This is a genomic window from Acidovorax sp. K2F (genome assembly GCF_025246485.1).
Taxonomy (GTDB): domain Bacteria; phylum Pseudomonadota; class Gammaproteobacteria; order Burkholderiales; family Burkholderiaceae_C; genus Acidovorax; species Acidovorax delafieldii.
The window spans coordinates 21936-35174 of sequence record NZ_JAOBSQ010000036.1 but is presented as its reverse complement, the minus strand read 5'-3'; the positions used below and the strand labels follow the sequence as shown (position 1 = coordinate 35174).

13 protein-coding genes are annotated in these 13239 nt (G+C 62.2%); 8 read left to right on the top strand and 5 right to left on the bottom strand.

The window, feature by feature from the left end; genetic code table 11:
• Positions 1–156: 156 nt before the first annotated feature.
• Together N4G42_RS13100 and N4G42_RS13095 are read right to left on the bottom strand one after the other, a co-directional pair.
• Entirely contained in the window at positions 157–1116 is a 960-nt protein-coding gene (locus tag N4G42_RS13100; RefSeq protein ID WP_260667449.1) for an NAD(P)/FAD-dependent oxidoreductase, read from the bottom strand.
• Positions 1079–1567, bottom strand: coding sequence for an Rrf2 family transcriptional regulator (locus N4G42_RS13095; RefSeq protein ID WP_260667448.1), 489 nt, complete (start codon positions 1565–1567; stop codon positions 1079–1081). Before N4G42_RS13095 ends, N4G42_RS13100 begins: the two co-directional genes overlap by 38 nt.
• 250 nt (positions 1568–1817) lie before the next feature.
• Here N4G42_RS13095 and N4G42_RS13090 point away from each other — a divergent pair, with 250 nt between their 5' ends.
• Positions 1818–2540: a class I SAM-dependent methyltransferase gene (locus N4G42_RS13090; RefSeq protein WP_260667447.1), complete on the top strand. Its 723-nt coding sequence runs from the start codon at positions 1818–1820 to the stop codon at positions 2538–2540.
• A 120-nt stretch (positions 2541–2660) separates the two neighbouring features.
• Here N4G42_RS13090 and N4G42_RS13085 read toward each other — a convergent pair whose 3' ends face one another.
• Complete coding sequence (locus N4G42_RS13085) at positions 2661–3599, bottom strand: LysR family transcriptional regulator (protein ID WP_260667446.1); 939 nt, start codon at positions 3597–3599, stop codon at positions 2661–2663.
• Between the two features lie 117 nt (positions 3600–3716).
• Here N4G42_RS13085 and N4G42_RS13080 point away from each other — a divergent pair, with 117 nt between their 5' ends.
• Together N4G42_RS13080 and N4G42_RS13075 are read left to right on the top strand one after the other, a co-directional pair.
• Complete coding sequence (locus N4G42_RS13080; RefSeq protein WP_260667445.1) at positions 3717–4115, top strand: tautomerase family protein; 399 nt, start codon at positions 3717–3719, stop codon at positions 4113–4115.
• A 40-nt stretch (positions 4116–4155) separates the two neighbouring features.
• Positions 4156–4629 (top strand): cupin domain-containing protein, encoded by a 474-nt coding sequence (locus N4G42_RS13075; RefSeq protein ID WP_260667444.1) that lies wholly within the window; start codon positions 4156–4158, stop codon positions 4627–4629.
• A 392-nt stretch (positions 4630–5021) separates the two neighbouring features.
• Here N4G42_RS13075 and N4G42_RS13070 read toward each other — a convergent pair whose 3' ends face one another.
• Positions 5022–5255, bottom strand: a complete 234-nt coding sequence (locus N4G42_RS13070; protein WP_260667443.1) for a hypothetical protein — start codon at positions 5253–5255, stop codon at positions 5022–5024.
• A gap of 49 nt (positions 5256–5304) precedes the next feature.
• Entirely contained in the window at positions 5305–6744 is a 1440-nt protein-coding gene (locus N4G42_RS13065; RefSeq protein WP_260667442.1) for an AIPR family protein, read from the bottom strand.
• Between the two features lie 312 nt (positions 6745–7056).
• On the opposite strand from N4G42_RS13065, the gene N4G42_RS13060 reads away from it, so the two are divergent.
• From N4G42_RS13060 to N4G42_RS13040, 5 genes are all read left to right on the top strand, one after another.
• A complete protein-coding gene (locus N4G42_RS13060) occupies positions 7057–8307 on the top strand; it encodes an ROK family protein (RefSeq protein WP_409557823.1) in 1251 nt (416 codons plus the stop codon).
• Positions 8304–9794, top strand: a complete 1491-nt coding sequence (locus tag N4G42_RS13055) for a sugar ABC transporter ATP-binding protein (protein WP_260667441.1) — start codon at positions 8304–8306, stop codon at positions 9792–9794. The genes N4G42_RS13060 and N4G42_RS13055 overlap by 4 nt, the downstream gene beginning before the upstream one ends.
• Complete coding sequence (locus N4G42_RS13050) at positions 9775–10791, top strand: ABC transporter permease (protein WP_260667440.1); 1017 nt, start codon at positions 9775–9777, stop codon at positions 10789–10791. Before N4G42_RS13055 ends, N4G42_RS13050 begins: the two co-directional genes overlap by 20 nt.
• 100 nt (positions 10792–10891) lie before the next feature.
• A complete protein-coding gene (locus N4G42_RS13045; protein WP_260667439.1) occupies positions 10892–11872 on the top strand; it encodes a substrate-binding domain-containing protein in 981 nt (326 codons plus the stop codon).
• A gap of 321 nt (positions 11873–12193) precedes the next feature.
• Positions 12194–13204, top strand: a complete 1011-nt coding sequence (locus N4G42_RS13040; protein ID WP_260667438.1) for a sugar phosphate isomerase/epimerase family protein — start codon at positions 12194–12196, stop codon at positions 13202–13204.
• Positions 13205–13239 lie beyond the last annotated feature (35 nt).

The following is a 13239-nucleotide window of genomic DNA, read 5'->3' as shown; positions in this document are numbered from 1 at the left end:
TCAACGGTGGTGGAGGGCTTTACGGTTCGCTCAGGCCCAAAGGGCCGGACGCGATAGGGCAGTGTAGGTGCCCGCTGCGGGCTGCGTCAACCGTTGGTCCGTGTGCCGTGTGTTGAGTCCCCCAGTCACACCCTGTGCGCACCCGGCAAGCGTGGGTCACGCCCCAAACACCAGCGCCTGGTGCGCCCCCACGCCCGCCAGCACGCCTTCGGCCGATGCCAGCGTGGCGTTGTGCCGCATCAGCGTCAGGTCGCCAGCGGCATACACGTCGGGCACGGTGGTCATCTTGTTGGCATCGGTGCGGAGGTAAGGGCCCATGGGCCCATCGTCGAACGCGCAGCCCAGCTGCTCGGCCAGCGGGCTGGCGGGGCGGGTAGTGGCGGCCACATACATAGCAGCCAGCGGCACCACGCGCGCATCACCGTTGCCGGAGGCCTGCAGGCGCACGCCCTGCAGCGCCTGGCCCGGGCCTTCCAGCGCGGCGATGGGCGCGGGCTCGATGGTGATGCCCAGCGCCTGTAGACGCTCCCGCTCGGCGCTCTCCAGCGTCGTGTCGCCATTCAGAAAGAGGATGGTTGGGCCCCAGTCGGCAATCAGCTGCGCGTGCATGGCTGAGCCTGCCGAGTGGTAAAGCACGCCCAGCCGCTGGCCTGCAAATTCATAGCCGTGGCAATACGGGCAGTGCAAAACCGATGCGCCCCAGCGCTCGCGCAGGCCTGCAATCTCGGGCAAACCATCCTGCACGCCAAAGGCCAGCACTAGCTTGTGGGCCTCCATGTGCGTGCCATCGTCCAGCACCACTTCAAACCCGTTCTCTGGTGATCCGGCGCGTTGCTGCGCCGTGGCCGACACCACCGTGCCCTGCACAAAACCCACCCTGGGATAGGCCGCCAGCTTGCGCCGCGCCTGCTCGATCATCGCCAGCGGCGGCTCGCCGTCTTGCCCAAAGAAGCCGTGCGACGCTGCCGCAAACCGGTTGCGCGGCTGGCCTGCGTCCACCACACACACGCGCCGCCGAGCCCGCGCCAGCTGCATCGCGGCCGACAGGCCGGCAAAGCTGCCGCCTATCACGATCACCTCATACGCCTGGGTTTTTGCCATTGCCGCTGTCGCCATGCTCAATCTCCTTGTGACCGTGGCACCCGGCCACCATGCGTTCATGAAACTCGGCCGACAGCTGTGCCAGCGTCACCGCACCCAGCCGCGCCAGCAGCGCCTCTTCGGCCGCCTGGTAGGCCTCGGTCAGCGCGCGGTTCACCGCCTGCTCCACGATGCAGCCGGGGCTCTCCACGCGGTTGCCCACCGCCAGCAGCGTGGGCGCGCCCAGCGCCTCGTAGATGTCGCGCAGCGTGATGTCGGTGAGCGGGCACGACAGCACCCACCCGCCACCATGCCCCTTGGCCGACGAAACAAACCCCGCATACCGCAGCCCCGCCATCAGGCGGCGCACCACCACCGGGTTGGTCTGCATGGCCTGCGCCATCGCCTCAGACGTGGCGGGCCCCTCCATCTCTGCCATGTGCAGCAGTGCGTGGAGAACATTGGAAAGTCGGCTATCTCGTTTCATGCAACATTTAAAGTTGCGTGATGCTAGCATGCAATCAGAAACAGTGCTGGCGCACGAACAGAAAACTACTGAATTGATAGCTGCTGGCGCTTGATGGATAAGTGCTAGAGGCCAATTTGGCTTGATTTCTTTGACACGTTGCCCACCCCAACCGTTCGGGTTGAGCCTGTCAAAACCTTGCGCGGGCTTGGCAAACCGGCGGACCCAGCCCATCGCCAACCGTCGCACCCACCGCACACCAGACCACCCCATGACTCATCCCACCACGTCCCCCTTCACCGACCTCGCCGCCGTCGCCCGCTACGCAGAAGGCCCCCGCCGCAACGTGCCCGGCTACGACGCTTTGCTGCGCATGTCCCGCATCCTGCTGGCCGAGCGCGTGCCCGCCGACGGCCGCGTGCTGGTGGTGGGCGCAGGCGGCGGGCTGGAGCTGGAAGACATGGCGCGGGCGCACCCCGGCTGGCGGTTTGACGGCGTGGACCCCAGCCAGCCCATGCTGGACTTGGCCGCCCAGCGGCTGCAAAGCGCGGGCGTGCCCGGCGACCGTGTGGCGCTGCACCACGGCTTTGTGCAGAGCGCACCGGCCGGGCCGTTCGATGGCGCGACGTGCCTGCTGACTTTGCACTTTGTGCCGCGTGAGGATCGGGTGCCCATGCTGGTGGAGATCCGGCGGCGGCTCAAGCCCGGGGCGCCGCTGGTGGTGGCGCATCTGAGCGTGGCGGATGGGGTAGGCGTCGGCGGCGATGGCGGGGCAGGGGAGCGCGATCTGTGGCTGTCACGCTACGCCGCGTTCCAGGTCGCGTCCGGTGTACCGCCGGAGCACGCGGCCAGGGCGCGAGACAAGATTGCGGCGGAGCTGGCGGTGCTGACGCCGCAGGAAGACGAGGCGATTCTGCGCGAGGCCGGATTCAGCGATGTGCAGATGTTTTACATGGGCTTTGCGTTCAGGGGCTGGGTGGCATCGACCTGCTAGCTAGCAATGAAAGCGGGCCAGTTCATTGAACCCGCATGTCCGCAACTTGCTCCCTGTCAGGCTGTCTTGCGGCTGGGGTCGGCAGCCCCCGGCCAGCTAGCCGTAGGGCATAAAAGAACTTCAACGCACAGGCGCCAGCGCCCACCGGTCCTTCGACGCCTTCACCAGAAAATCAATCACCGCCTTCACCCTGGCCGCGTTGCGCCGGCCCGGTGACGACACCGCGTACAGCGTGTGCACGGTGCCGGACGCAAAAGGCGCCAGCACCTCCACCAACCGGCCTTGCGCCACATCGGCTGCCGCAAGCGGGCTGGACAACATGCCGATGCCCGCGCCGCTCACCAGTGCGTGGTGCACCAGGGCCGAGCTGCTGGCGGCCAGGCGCGAGCGCACGGTTACCTCCAGCGGCTTGCCTTGTGCATTGCGAAAGGCCCAGGTCACCGCCGGCCCCTGCGCCGTGTGCGTCACGGTGTGGCGCTGCTGCAGTTCGCTAGGCTCGGCGGGCGTGCCGTGCAGGCGCAGATACTCCGGGGCCGCGTACAGGCGCCGCTCGAACCGGCCCAGCGCGCGCGCCACCACCAGATCGCTGTGGCCCACGGTGGTGCGCAGCGCCACGTCAATGCCTTCCGTCACCAGGTCGGCCACGCGGTCGTCGGCCAGCAGTTCCACCCGCAGCGCGGGGTAGCGCGCCTGCAGGTCTGCCAGGTGGGGCAGCACCAGCGCTTCGCAGATCTCCTGGCTGGAGGCCAGGCGCAGGGTGCCCGCCACGCGGCTGCGCTGGTCCGACAGCGATGCACCGATGTCCTCCAGCTGCGCCAACAAGGCACGCGCTTCCTGCGCCAGCTCTGCGCCCTCGGGCGTGGCCGACAGGCCATGCGTGGACCGGCGCAGCAAGCGCACGCCGTAGCCGGCTTCCAGCCGGTCCACACCGCGCGCGACGACCGACACCGCCACATCCATCTCGCGCGCCGCCGCAGAAAACGAGCGCAGGTCGAGCGACCGCACCAGCCACCGCAGGTCGGCCGGATCGGGGAGGAAGGAGCGGGGTTCTTTTTTCATCGAGCGCGCCTTTGCGTGCGGAGCAAAAGCCATTATCACCACGGGCGGTTTCCGTGGCGGGGCGCAATTTCTACAGTGAAGGCTCGTTCAACCCAATGCAATCAACAGGAGCCCTCCATGCCCATCCTCAACGTCAAAGTGTCTGCCCAACGCACACCCGAGCTGTCTGCCCGCATTGCAGAAACCCTGCTGGACCTGACCACCCGCGTGCTCGGCAAGCGGCGCGACCTGACCGCCGTGGTCATCACCTTTGTCGACCCCGCCGACTGGTACGTCGCCGGCCGGTCGCTGGCCGACCTGAAGCAGTCGAGCTTTTACTTCGACGTCAAGGTGGTGGACGAGACCAACACCAAGGCCGAAAAGGCGCGCTACATCGCCGAAGCGTTCGCAGCCTTTGAACGCCTGCTGGGCGCGCTGCACCCCGAAAGCTATGTCTACGTGCAGGACGTTCGCGCCACCGCATACGGCTTTGGCGGCCGCACGCAGGAATACCGCCACCAGCACCCCGAGCAATAAGCGATCAATCCATCATCAATACCCACCCAGGAGCACCGACATGACGATGACGACAACGAACAACCCCCTCGCCGACGTGATCGTGGCCCAGACGCTGGAGCTTGCGGGCTTGGCGGACTGGATTCCTGAAGGCGAAGGCAAGTGGTCCCTGCCCATTCAGTTCCTGCCCGACGATGCCGGCTGGGTGGAACTGATGCGCCTGTCACCCGGCACGCGGCTGGGCCTGCACCGGCATACGGGCGAAGTGCACGCCCTCACGCTGGCAGGCGAGCGCCGCCTGAACGACGGCCGCGTGGTGCGGCCGGGCGACTACATCCACGAGCCTGCTGGCAATGTGGACTGGTGGGAGGCGACGGGCACCGAAACGCTGCTGGTGCATGTGGTGGTGAAGGGCAGCGTGGAATACCTGGGGCCGCACCATGCGGTGCTGCAGCGGATCACAACGGCTGATCGGCGGGCGGATTATCACCGCTGGTGCGAAGCGGTGGGCGTGGTGCCGCGAGATTTGCGCTGAGTGCGTATTTCACGCATTGCGCCCTCGGTTGCGCTCGGGGCCTGAGGCTGGAGCTGAAAGACATAGCGCGTGGACCCAACCAGCCCATGCTGCACTTGGTAGCGCAGCGGCTGCACAGCGCAGGCGTGCCTGGCGACCGCGCTATAAGGCTACTGACTTGTCATTTTGTATGGCGCTATGCGGCTATTCAGGCGGCGTCCAGCGTGGCCCCGGAGTATGCGGCTAGGGCACGGACAAGGCGGTTGCGGAGCAGGCGGTGCTCAAGCCCGAGGAAGATGAGGCGATTCTTCGGGAGGTGGGGTTTACTGATGTGCGAATGTTTTATAGGGGTCTGTACCGGGGGAGGCTGGCGTGCAGGGGGCTAAATCAAAAAGATTGATCTTTGATTAATTTCAAACGAATTGCGGGTTTTTATTGGCAAATTCTACTGCTGCCTTGACGAGCATTTCTGTTTCGGTTTCTGCCTTGTAGCGCGACTTTAATTGATCCACACCAGATTGCTTGAATATGTTGATGGCTGTTGAAAATAGCTTCAGTGCTTTGACGTCATCCAATAAAACTTGCTTGAATGCTTCACATTTCTTTTCTATCTTATTGCTCCCGAGTGGATCCAAATCCACACCCATGCCAACGATTCTTGCAATCAAAATTAATTGAAATCGTGCCTTCTTGTACTCATTTTGTAAATCTCCGCTTCTGAACATCTGCTCCAATCGAAAGTAGCAAAGCGCGCTTACAAAGTAAGGCAAAAAACTTGTGATCTGATGCAAAGATTTTCCCTTTAAATCTATTCACTATAGTTCCGTAGTACCCAGAAACAAGGTGCGGAGACTGCAAGAACATCGAAGCAAAGGTCTTGATCTGGATTGGTATGCTGATGATCTGATTTCGCTTAATTCCCGGTAGGGAATTGTATTGTTGCGATCGCCGCTCATAATAGAGTCGTGGATCAGTCTTCTCAGAGTTGAAATAAAGTTCAAGTTTCTTTTGAAACGCATTTAGAGCCTCTAGCTGCTCTGTCTTTACCTCTGTCTGGCTATTGGTTGCGAGAGTGATTTCGGTTTTGATCTCGTCATTGTCTGTGACGATGATTTTTATTGGAATATTGGTTGCCTCAATACCTTCGATATTTTGGCAGTCGTGAAGCACATTGCTTGTTTGACAGCCATTGACTATCTGATAGTCGCGAAGGGTGAACCGGTTGCCGGCTGGAGTTATTGAGGTTGCGACTACAGTTACGCCGTTGTTGAGCACGCAGAATAGATCAAAATCACCCTTGGTCAAAGTGTTTTTTATTTTTTGATTTACGGCGTTTTCTCCTTGGAAGTCTCTGACGTTGTCGTCAAATATATTGTGGATGGTTTGATTTTCATCTTGTATTAATTTTGCAAATTCTGGAAAAGGTATAACGCCTAGGTATGCTTCTTTGACTCCTTTAATGTCTGGAAGTGTAATTCTGTTTTGAAAATTTATTGTTGCTGATAATTTGTTCTTTGTTTCGTGATATAGTTTTTGAATCTCGTTTGCTCCATATGGAGTAATTTTGATCTCGTCAAAAACACCAATGGCATCAATTTCGAATTCGCCACTTTGAATCACCGCTCGTAGGTTTTGATCATCGACCCATTTGCCCGTGCAAACATAGAATAGCTTGCAAAATGGCCTGCGATTTATCATGTGCGAGGAGAGTGAAATGGACTCATCCCATAATTGCTTCATTAGTTTGATTTTTTCATTTTGAACTAATTTTGGTTCATCGGATAAAAAATCTTTCACGCCGTGTATAAAGGATCCTATTTCGGAGCCATTGAACGAAGAGGTTGTTTTAGATTGTATGAAAACAATTTCAGCATCCAGATGTCCTGCTGCCTCTACGAGTTCTCGTAGCTCATCGGCGTCGGTAATTATTTTGCCATTTACATTTAAAAACAATCCATCAATTGCGCAATCGCCTCCACTTCCGGTGTGTATATCCTCGAGCTCAAAGCTTGTTCTGTTGATCTTGGATGTAATGCAATAATTTGAGAAGTGCTCGAACTGGGTAGATTCGTCTAGCTTGCCTAAATCGTTCTGATTAGAGAAGGTGTCGAGTAATGATTTTGTAATCTTGTCCATTGGGTTTGGAATTTTTTATTGTTTAACTGATTGGAAAGAGAGTCGGTGGCGGTAGTACTTTGTCGTAGGCGCGGCGGTTTCGGCATGTCGTTAGCTCTACATCAGCCTAGCAAAGCGACTACAAACAGCCAAGCTCTTTATCACATAGTCCTCGGTGAGCTTTGCACGGAGGGCGCCGTAGCCTTGCGGAGCATCTTCTTTGGTTCAATTTGGGTCAAAGTTCAGTCTTGTCCGGCCAAAGTAGACCGCATAGCATCCCTGTCAAGCACCCGCCCCCATGAGGTGCTGCACAACAACGACAGGAGACAAGCCTTGCCATCCACCCGCTGGAGTCACTGCGGCGCCGAAGACCTGGGCGTCTTGCAGACCATCTTCTGGTCCGCAGGCGCGTCGCGCAATGCGCTGGCGCAGCGCCTGGCCTATTCCAAGAGCAAGGCCAACGCCATGGTGGCGGCGCTGCTCGATGAAGGCCTGCTCGACGAGGTGGGCCTGCAGGAATCCTCTGGCGGCCGGCGTGCCGAAACCCTTCGACTGAGCGAAACCCTGGGCGTGGTGATCGGCGCCGACCTGGGCGCGACCAGCATGCAAATAGCCATCATGAGGCCCGACATGACGGTGTTGGCGCGGCACCGCGAGCCCATTGATGTGCGCCAGGGGCCGGGCGTGATCCTGGCGCGGGTGCGGGGGCTGATGCGCGAGCTGCTGGCGCGCTGCGGGCTGGCGGCACACCAGGTGATTGCCATTGGCATGGGCGTGCCGGGGCCGGTGGATTTTGAAAGCGGGCAACTCGTCAACCCGCCGCTGATGCCCGACTGGGACGGCTTTTCCATTCGCGACTACCTGCGCGAGGCGTTTGCCGCGCCGGTGTTTGTGGACAACGACGTGAACCTGATGGCGCTGGGCGAGATGTACCGGCTGCAGCGCAATCTGCCCAACTTTCTGGTCATCAAGGTGGGCACGGGCATTGGCTGCGGCATTGTGTGCCACGGGCAGGTGTACCGGGGCGCCAATGGCTCGGCGGGCGACGTGGGCCATATCTGTGTGGACCAGCACGGCCCGCGCTGCCACTGCGGCAACCAGGGCTGTGTGGAGGCGATGGCTGCAGCGCCCGCCATGGCGCGCATGGCCACTGAGGCCGCGCAGCGCGGCGAGAGCGCACTGCTGGCCGAGCGGCTGCAAAGCACCGGCACGCTGACGATTGAAGACGTGGCCCAGGCCAGCCGCACGGGCGATGTGGCGGCCAACGCGATCATTCAGCGCGCGGGCAGCTTGGTGGGGCAGATGCTGGCGTCCATCGTGAACTTCTTCAACCCGTCGCATGTGTTCATTGCGGGGCGGGTGACGGACATGGGGCCTCTGTTCCTGGCGTCGGTGCGGCAGAGCGTGTACCACCGGTCGCTGGCGCTTTCTACGCGGCACCTGGAGATTCAGTACGCGCCGCTGGCCGACGATGCTGGTGTGGTGGGCGCAGGCGTGCTGGCGATGCAGGAGAGCCTGTCGCGCGCGGGCTCGGTGGCGGGTGTGGGCGTTGGAGCAGTTGTAGGAACAGGGGCAGCGCGATGAGCGTGGCCGTCGAGTTCCGCAACGTCACCAAGGAGTTTGGCCCCGTGCGCGTGCTGCACGGCGTGGGCTTTGCGCTGCAGCCGGGCCGCGTCTATGGCCTGCTGGGCGAGAATGGCGCGGGCAAGTCCACGCTGATGAAGATTCTGGCGGGGTACGAGAGCCCCACCACCGGCGAGGTGGTGGTGGATGGCGCGGTGCGCGCCCCGGGCGGCGGCTCGCGCGCGGCGGAGGCGCAGGGCATTGTGCTCATTCACCAGGAGTTCAACCTGGCGGACGACCTGACGATTGCGCAGAACATCTTCCTGGGCCACGAGATCAAGCGCGGCCCCTTCCTCGACGACAAGGCGATGCGCGAGAAGACGCGCGCTGCCCTGGCACAGGTGGGTTTGCCACTGGACCCCGACACGCGCGTGCGCAAGCTCATCGTGGCCGAAAAGCAGCTGGTGGAGATTGCCCGCGCGCTGGCCCGCAATGCGCGTCTGCTCATCATGGACGAGCCCACCGCCACGCTGACCCCGGGCGAGACGGAGCGCCTGTTTGCGCTGATGGCCGAGCTGAAGGCGGCGGGCGTGACCATCATCTACATATCGCACAAGCTCGACGAAGTGGAGCGCACCACCGACGAGGTGGTGGTGATGCGCGACGGCCTGCTGGTGGCGCGCGAGGCCACGGCCAGCGTGACGCGGCGGCAGATGGCCAACCTGATGGTAGGCCGCGAGCTGGCGGATTTGTTCCCACCCAAGCTGCCCGCGCCTGCGGGTGGAGAGCCCGCCATCAAGGTGCGTGGCCTCTCGGTGCCGGGCTGGGCCGAGGACGTGAGCTTTGACGTGCGGCGTGGCGAGATTCTGGGCTTTGCCGGGTTGGTGGGCGCTGGCCGCACCGAGCTGTTCGAGGGCCTGCTGGGCCTGCGCCCGCGCTCGGCCGGCACGGTGGAGATTGCTGGCAAACCCGTGCAGCTCAAAAGCCCGCGCGATGCGGCGCGCCATGGCCTCACGTATTTGAGCGAAGACCGCAAGGGCAAAGGCCTGCATGTGCACTTTGGCCTGCGGCCCAACCTGACGCTGATGGCGCTGGAGCGCTATGCCAAGCCCTGGCTCAACCCCGCGGCCGAGCACGCCGCGCTGCGCGATGCGGTGCAGGAGTTCGGTATCCGCACCGGGTCGCTGGACGTGCGCGCGTCGTCGCTGTCGGGCGGCAACCAGCAAAAGCTGGCGCTGGCCAAGGTGCTGCACCCCGGCCCCAGCGTGGTGGTGCTGGACGAACCCACGCGCGGCGTGGACGTGGGCGCCAAGCGCGAGATTTATCACCTGGTGCAGCGCCTGGCAGAGCAGGGGCTTGCTGTTGTGGTGATCTCGTCTGAACTGATGGAGCTGATCGGCCTGTGCCACCGCGTCGCGGTGATGCGCGCCGGGCGGCTGCAGACCACGCTCCAAGAGCCTAATTTGACCGAAGAGGAGTTGATCGCACATGCCACAGGTACCCGCTGAAAACGCCACCACTGCAGCGGGCCGCCACGGCGGCGCTACGGCCTGGTGGGGCAAGCTGCACGGGCTGGGCCCTGTCATCGGCCTGGTGCTGCTGTGCATTGCCGGCACGCTGCTCAACAGCAACTTCGCCACTTACGACAACGTGATGAACGTGCTCACGCGCACGGCCTTCATCGGCATCATCGCGGTGGGCATGTGTTTTGTGATCATCTCGGGCGGCATCGATCTGTCGGTGGGCTCCATGGCGGCTCTGATCGCAGGCTCGGTCATCTTGTTCATGAACGCGATGGCGCCCGTGCTGGGCTCGCCCCTGGCGGCCGTGGTGGTGGGCATGCTGCTGGCGGTGGTGCTGGGCGCGGTATTCGGGCTGGTGCATGGCCTGCTCATCACCAAGGGGCGCATCGAGCCCTTCATCGTGACGCTGGGCACGCTGGGCATCTTCCGCGCGTACCTCACCTACTTCTCCAATGGCGGGGCCATCACGCTGGAGAACGATCTGTCGGACATCTACAGCCCGGTGTACTACGCCAACCTGCTGGGTGTGCCCATCCCCGTGTGGATCTCTTTGCTGGTGGCTGTCATCGGCGGCGTGATCCTGAACCGCACGGCCTATGGCCGCTATGTGCAGGCCATCGGCTCGAACGAGCAGGTGGCGCAGTACGCCGCGGTGGATGTGCACAAGATCAAGATCCTTACCTACATGCTGCTCGGCGTGTGCGTGGGCATTGCCACGCTGCTGTATGTGCCGCGCCTGGGCTCTGCATCGCCCACCACGGGCCTGCTGTGGGAGCTGGAGGCGATTGCCGCCGTCATCGTGGGCGGCACCGTCCTGAAGGGCGGGGCGGGCAGCATCACCGGCACGGTGGTGGGCGCCATCCTGCTCTCGGTCATCAGCAACATCCTCAACCTCACCAGCATCATCAGCGTGTACCTGAATGCGGCGGTGCAGGGCTTCGTGATCATTGCCGTAGCGTTCATGCAGCGCGGAAAACGGTGATGGATTTTCTGGATTGGTTTTCTCGGTAGGTCGTTTGACTTTCGTGTTCCCCAGCCGGCCAGCTTTCTTGGCCATATTCCAAAGCAACAGGAGACAACGCATGAACAGCCAACTTACTTCTTTCACCCGCCGCCTGGCCCTCTCGGCCGTGGGCGCCGCTGCCCTTGTATTGGCCGCCCCCGCCATGGCGCAGGCCAACAAGACGGTGGTGGGCGTGGCCATTCCGTCGGCCACGCACGGCTTTACCGGTGGCATCGTGTACTGGGCCAACCAGGCCAAGAAGGACCTGGAGAAGGCCCACCCCGGCCTGCAGGTCATCGTGAAGACCGCAGGCGGCGCGCCCGAGCAGGCCAACCAGTTGCAGGACTTGGTGACGGTGAACAAGATCAACGCGCTGGTCATCTTCCCGTTTGAATCGGCCGCGCTGACCAAGCCGGTGGCGCAGGTGAAGGCCAAGGGCGTGTACGTGACGGTGGTGGACCGTGGCCTGACCGACACCAGCGCGCAGGACGCGTATGTCGCGGGTGACAACACGGCGTTTGGCAAGATCCCGGCCGAGTACATCGCCAAGGCACTGGGCGGCAAGGGCAACGTGGTGGCCATGCGCGGCATTGCGACCACGTTGGACAACGAGCGCATGGACGCGTTCAACAGCGTGCTGAAGAACCACCCCGGCATCAAGCTGCTGGATGCCAAGTACGCCAACTGGAACCGCGATGACGCCTTCAAAGTCATGCAGGACTACCTGACCCGCTTCCCGCAGATCGACGCCGTGTGGGCCGCCGACGACGACATGGCCGTGGGCGTGCTCAAGGCCATCGAGCAGGCCAAGCGCAAGGACATCAAGCTGGTGTTTGGCGGCGCGGGTGCCAAGGGCATGATCAAGACGCTGATGGACGGCAGCAACCCGCTCATCCAGGCCAACGTGTCGTACAGCCCCAAGTTCATCTACGACTCAATCAAGCTCACGGCCGAGGCGCGGATCAAGGGCGAGAAGCTGCCCGCCAACACCATCATTCCGTCGGTGCTGATCACCAAGGAAACGGCGAAGGATTTTTACTTCCCTGACTCGCCGTTTTGATGGCGTCAATGTGAGTCAAGTCAGGAACATCCCTCAGATGAGGACATCAGCCCGTGCACCCGCAGCGGCGCTGGGGGTTGACCCCATCTCCCCTCGCGGGAGAGGGTTGGGGAGAGGGGCTGCACCCGCGCCGCGCCCGTTTCGCCCCCCCCCTCTCCCCGGCCCTCTCCCACCAGGGGAGCGGGAGTGAGGGGCGATCTGAGATGTGTGAAAAATCAAGCCAAATTGGCCTCTAGCGCTTATCCAGTAAGCGCTAGAAGCTATTGAAAATATAGCTTATAGCCGCTTCGAACCTGCAACCCAACGTCCCTTGGAGCCACCATGCCAAGACCCGTCACCCTCTTCACCGGCCAGTGGGCCGACCTGCCTTTGGCGCAACTCGCGCCCCTGGCCAAAAGCATGGGCTACGATGGCCTGGAGCTGGCGTGCTGGGGCGACCATTTCAACGTGCAGGAGGCGCTGTCTTCGCCCCAGTACGTCAAAAACAAACATGCGCTGCTGGCCCAGCACGGCCTGCAATGTTTTGCCATCGGCAACCACCTGGTGGGCCAGGCCGTGTGCGATCTGATCGACGAGCGCCACCAGTCCATCCTGCCGCCCCATGTGTGGGGCGATGGCGAGCCCGAGGGTGTGCGCCAGCGCGCTGCTAGCGAGCTGGCAGACACGGCGCGCGCTGCCGCGAACTTTGGCGTGAAGACGGTGACGGGCTTTACCGGCTCGTCGGTGTGGCATTCGATCTATGCCTTTCCGCCCACCACGCAGGAATACTGGGACAAGGGCTTTGCCGATTTTGCGAAGCGCTTTGGCCCCATCCTCGATGTGTTCGAGCAGCACGACATCAACTTCGCGCTGGAGGTGCACCCCACCGAAATCGCGTTCGACATCGCATCGGCCGAGCGCGCGATTGCGGCGGTGGGCGGTAACAAGCGCTTCGGCTTCAACTACGACCCCAGCCACCTGGCTTACCAGGGCGTGGACTGCGTGAAGTTCATCCGCCAGTTTGCCGGCCGCATCTACAACGCCCACATGAAGGACGTGTGGTGGGGCAAGGGCGACGGCACGGTGGGCACCTTTGGCGGGCACACCAGCTTTGGCGATGCGCGGCGGAACTGGGACTTTCGCAGCGTGGGACGCGGGATGATCGATTTCGAATCCATCATCGTGGCGCTCAACGACATCGGCTACCAGGGCCCGCTTTCGGTGGAGTGGGAGGACAGCCGCATGGACCGCGTGCACGGCGCCACAGAGAGCGCGGCGTTCTGCAAGCGGCTGGATTTCAAGCCCGCCGCTGGCGCATTCGACGCCGTGTTTGCGCGCGACAAGCAGGCCTAGCCGCGCTCCGTCCATAACACCGATAACAACAACAC

Bases quoted from the DNA above. Each gene is read 5' to 3' on its own strand.
- N4G42_RS13100 (WP_260667449.1), bottom strand. From the start codon at position 1,116: ATGGCGACAGCGGCAATGGCAAAAACCCAGGCGTATGAGGTGATCGTG.
- N4G42_RS13095 (WP_260667448.1), bottom strand. From the start codon at position 1,567: ATGAAACGAGATAGCCGACTTTCCAATGTTCTCCACGCACTGCTGCAC.
- N4G42_RS13090 (WP_260667447.1), top strand. From the start codon at position 1,818: ATGACTCATCCCACCACGTCCCCCTTCACCGACCTCGCCGCCGTCGCC.
- N4G42_RS13085 (WP_260667446.1), bottom strand. From the start codon at position 3,599: ATGAAAAAAGAACCCCGCTCCTTCCTCCCCGATCCGGCCGACCTGCGG.
- N4G42_RS13080 (WP_260667445.1), top strand. From the start codon at position 3,717: ATGCCCATCCTCAACGTCAAAGTGTCTGCCCAACGCACACCCGAGCTG.
- N4G42_RS13075 (WP_260667444.1), top strand. From the start codon at position 4,156: ATGACGATGACGACAACGAACAACCCCCTCGCCGACGTGATCGTGGCC.
- N4G42_RS13070 (WP_260667443.1), bottom strand. From the start codon at position 5,255: ATGGGTGTGGATTTGGATCCACTCGGGAGCAATAAGATAGAAAAGAAA.
- N4G42_RS13065 (WP_260667442.1), bottom strand. From the start codon at position 6,744: ATGGACAAGATTACAAAATCATTACTCGACACCTTCTCTAATCAGAAC.
- N4G42_RS13055 (WP_260667441.1), top strand. From the start codon at position 8,304: ATGAGCGTGGCCGTCGAGTTCCGCAACGTCACCAAGGAGTTTGGCCCC.
- N4G42_RS13050 (WP_260667440.1), top strand. From the start codon at position 9,775: ATGCCACAGGTACCCGCTGAAAACGCCACCACTGCAGCGGGCCGCCAC.
- N4G42_RS13045 (WP_260667439.1), top strand. From the start codon at position 10,892: ATGAACAGCCAACTTACTTCTTTCACCCGCCGCCTGGCCCTCTCGGCC.
- N4G42_RS13040 (WP_260667438.1), top strand. From the start codon at position 12,194: ATGCCAAGACCCGTCACCCTCTTCACCGGCCAGTGGGCCGACCTGCCT.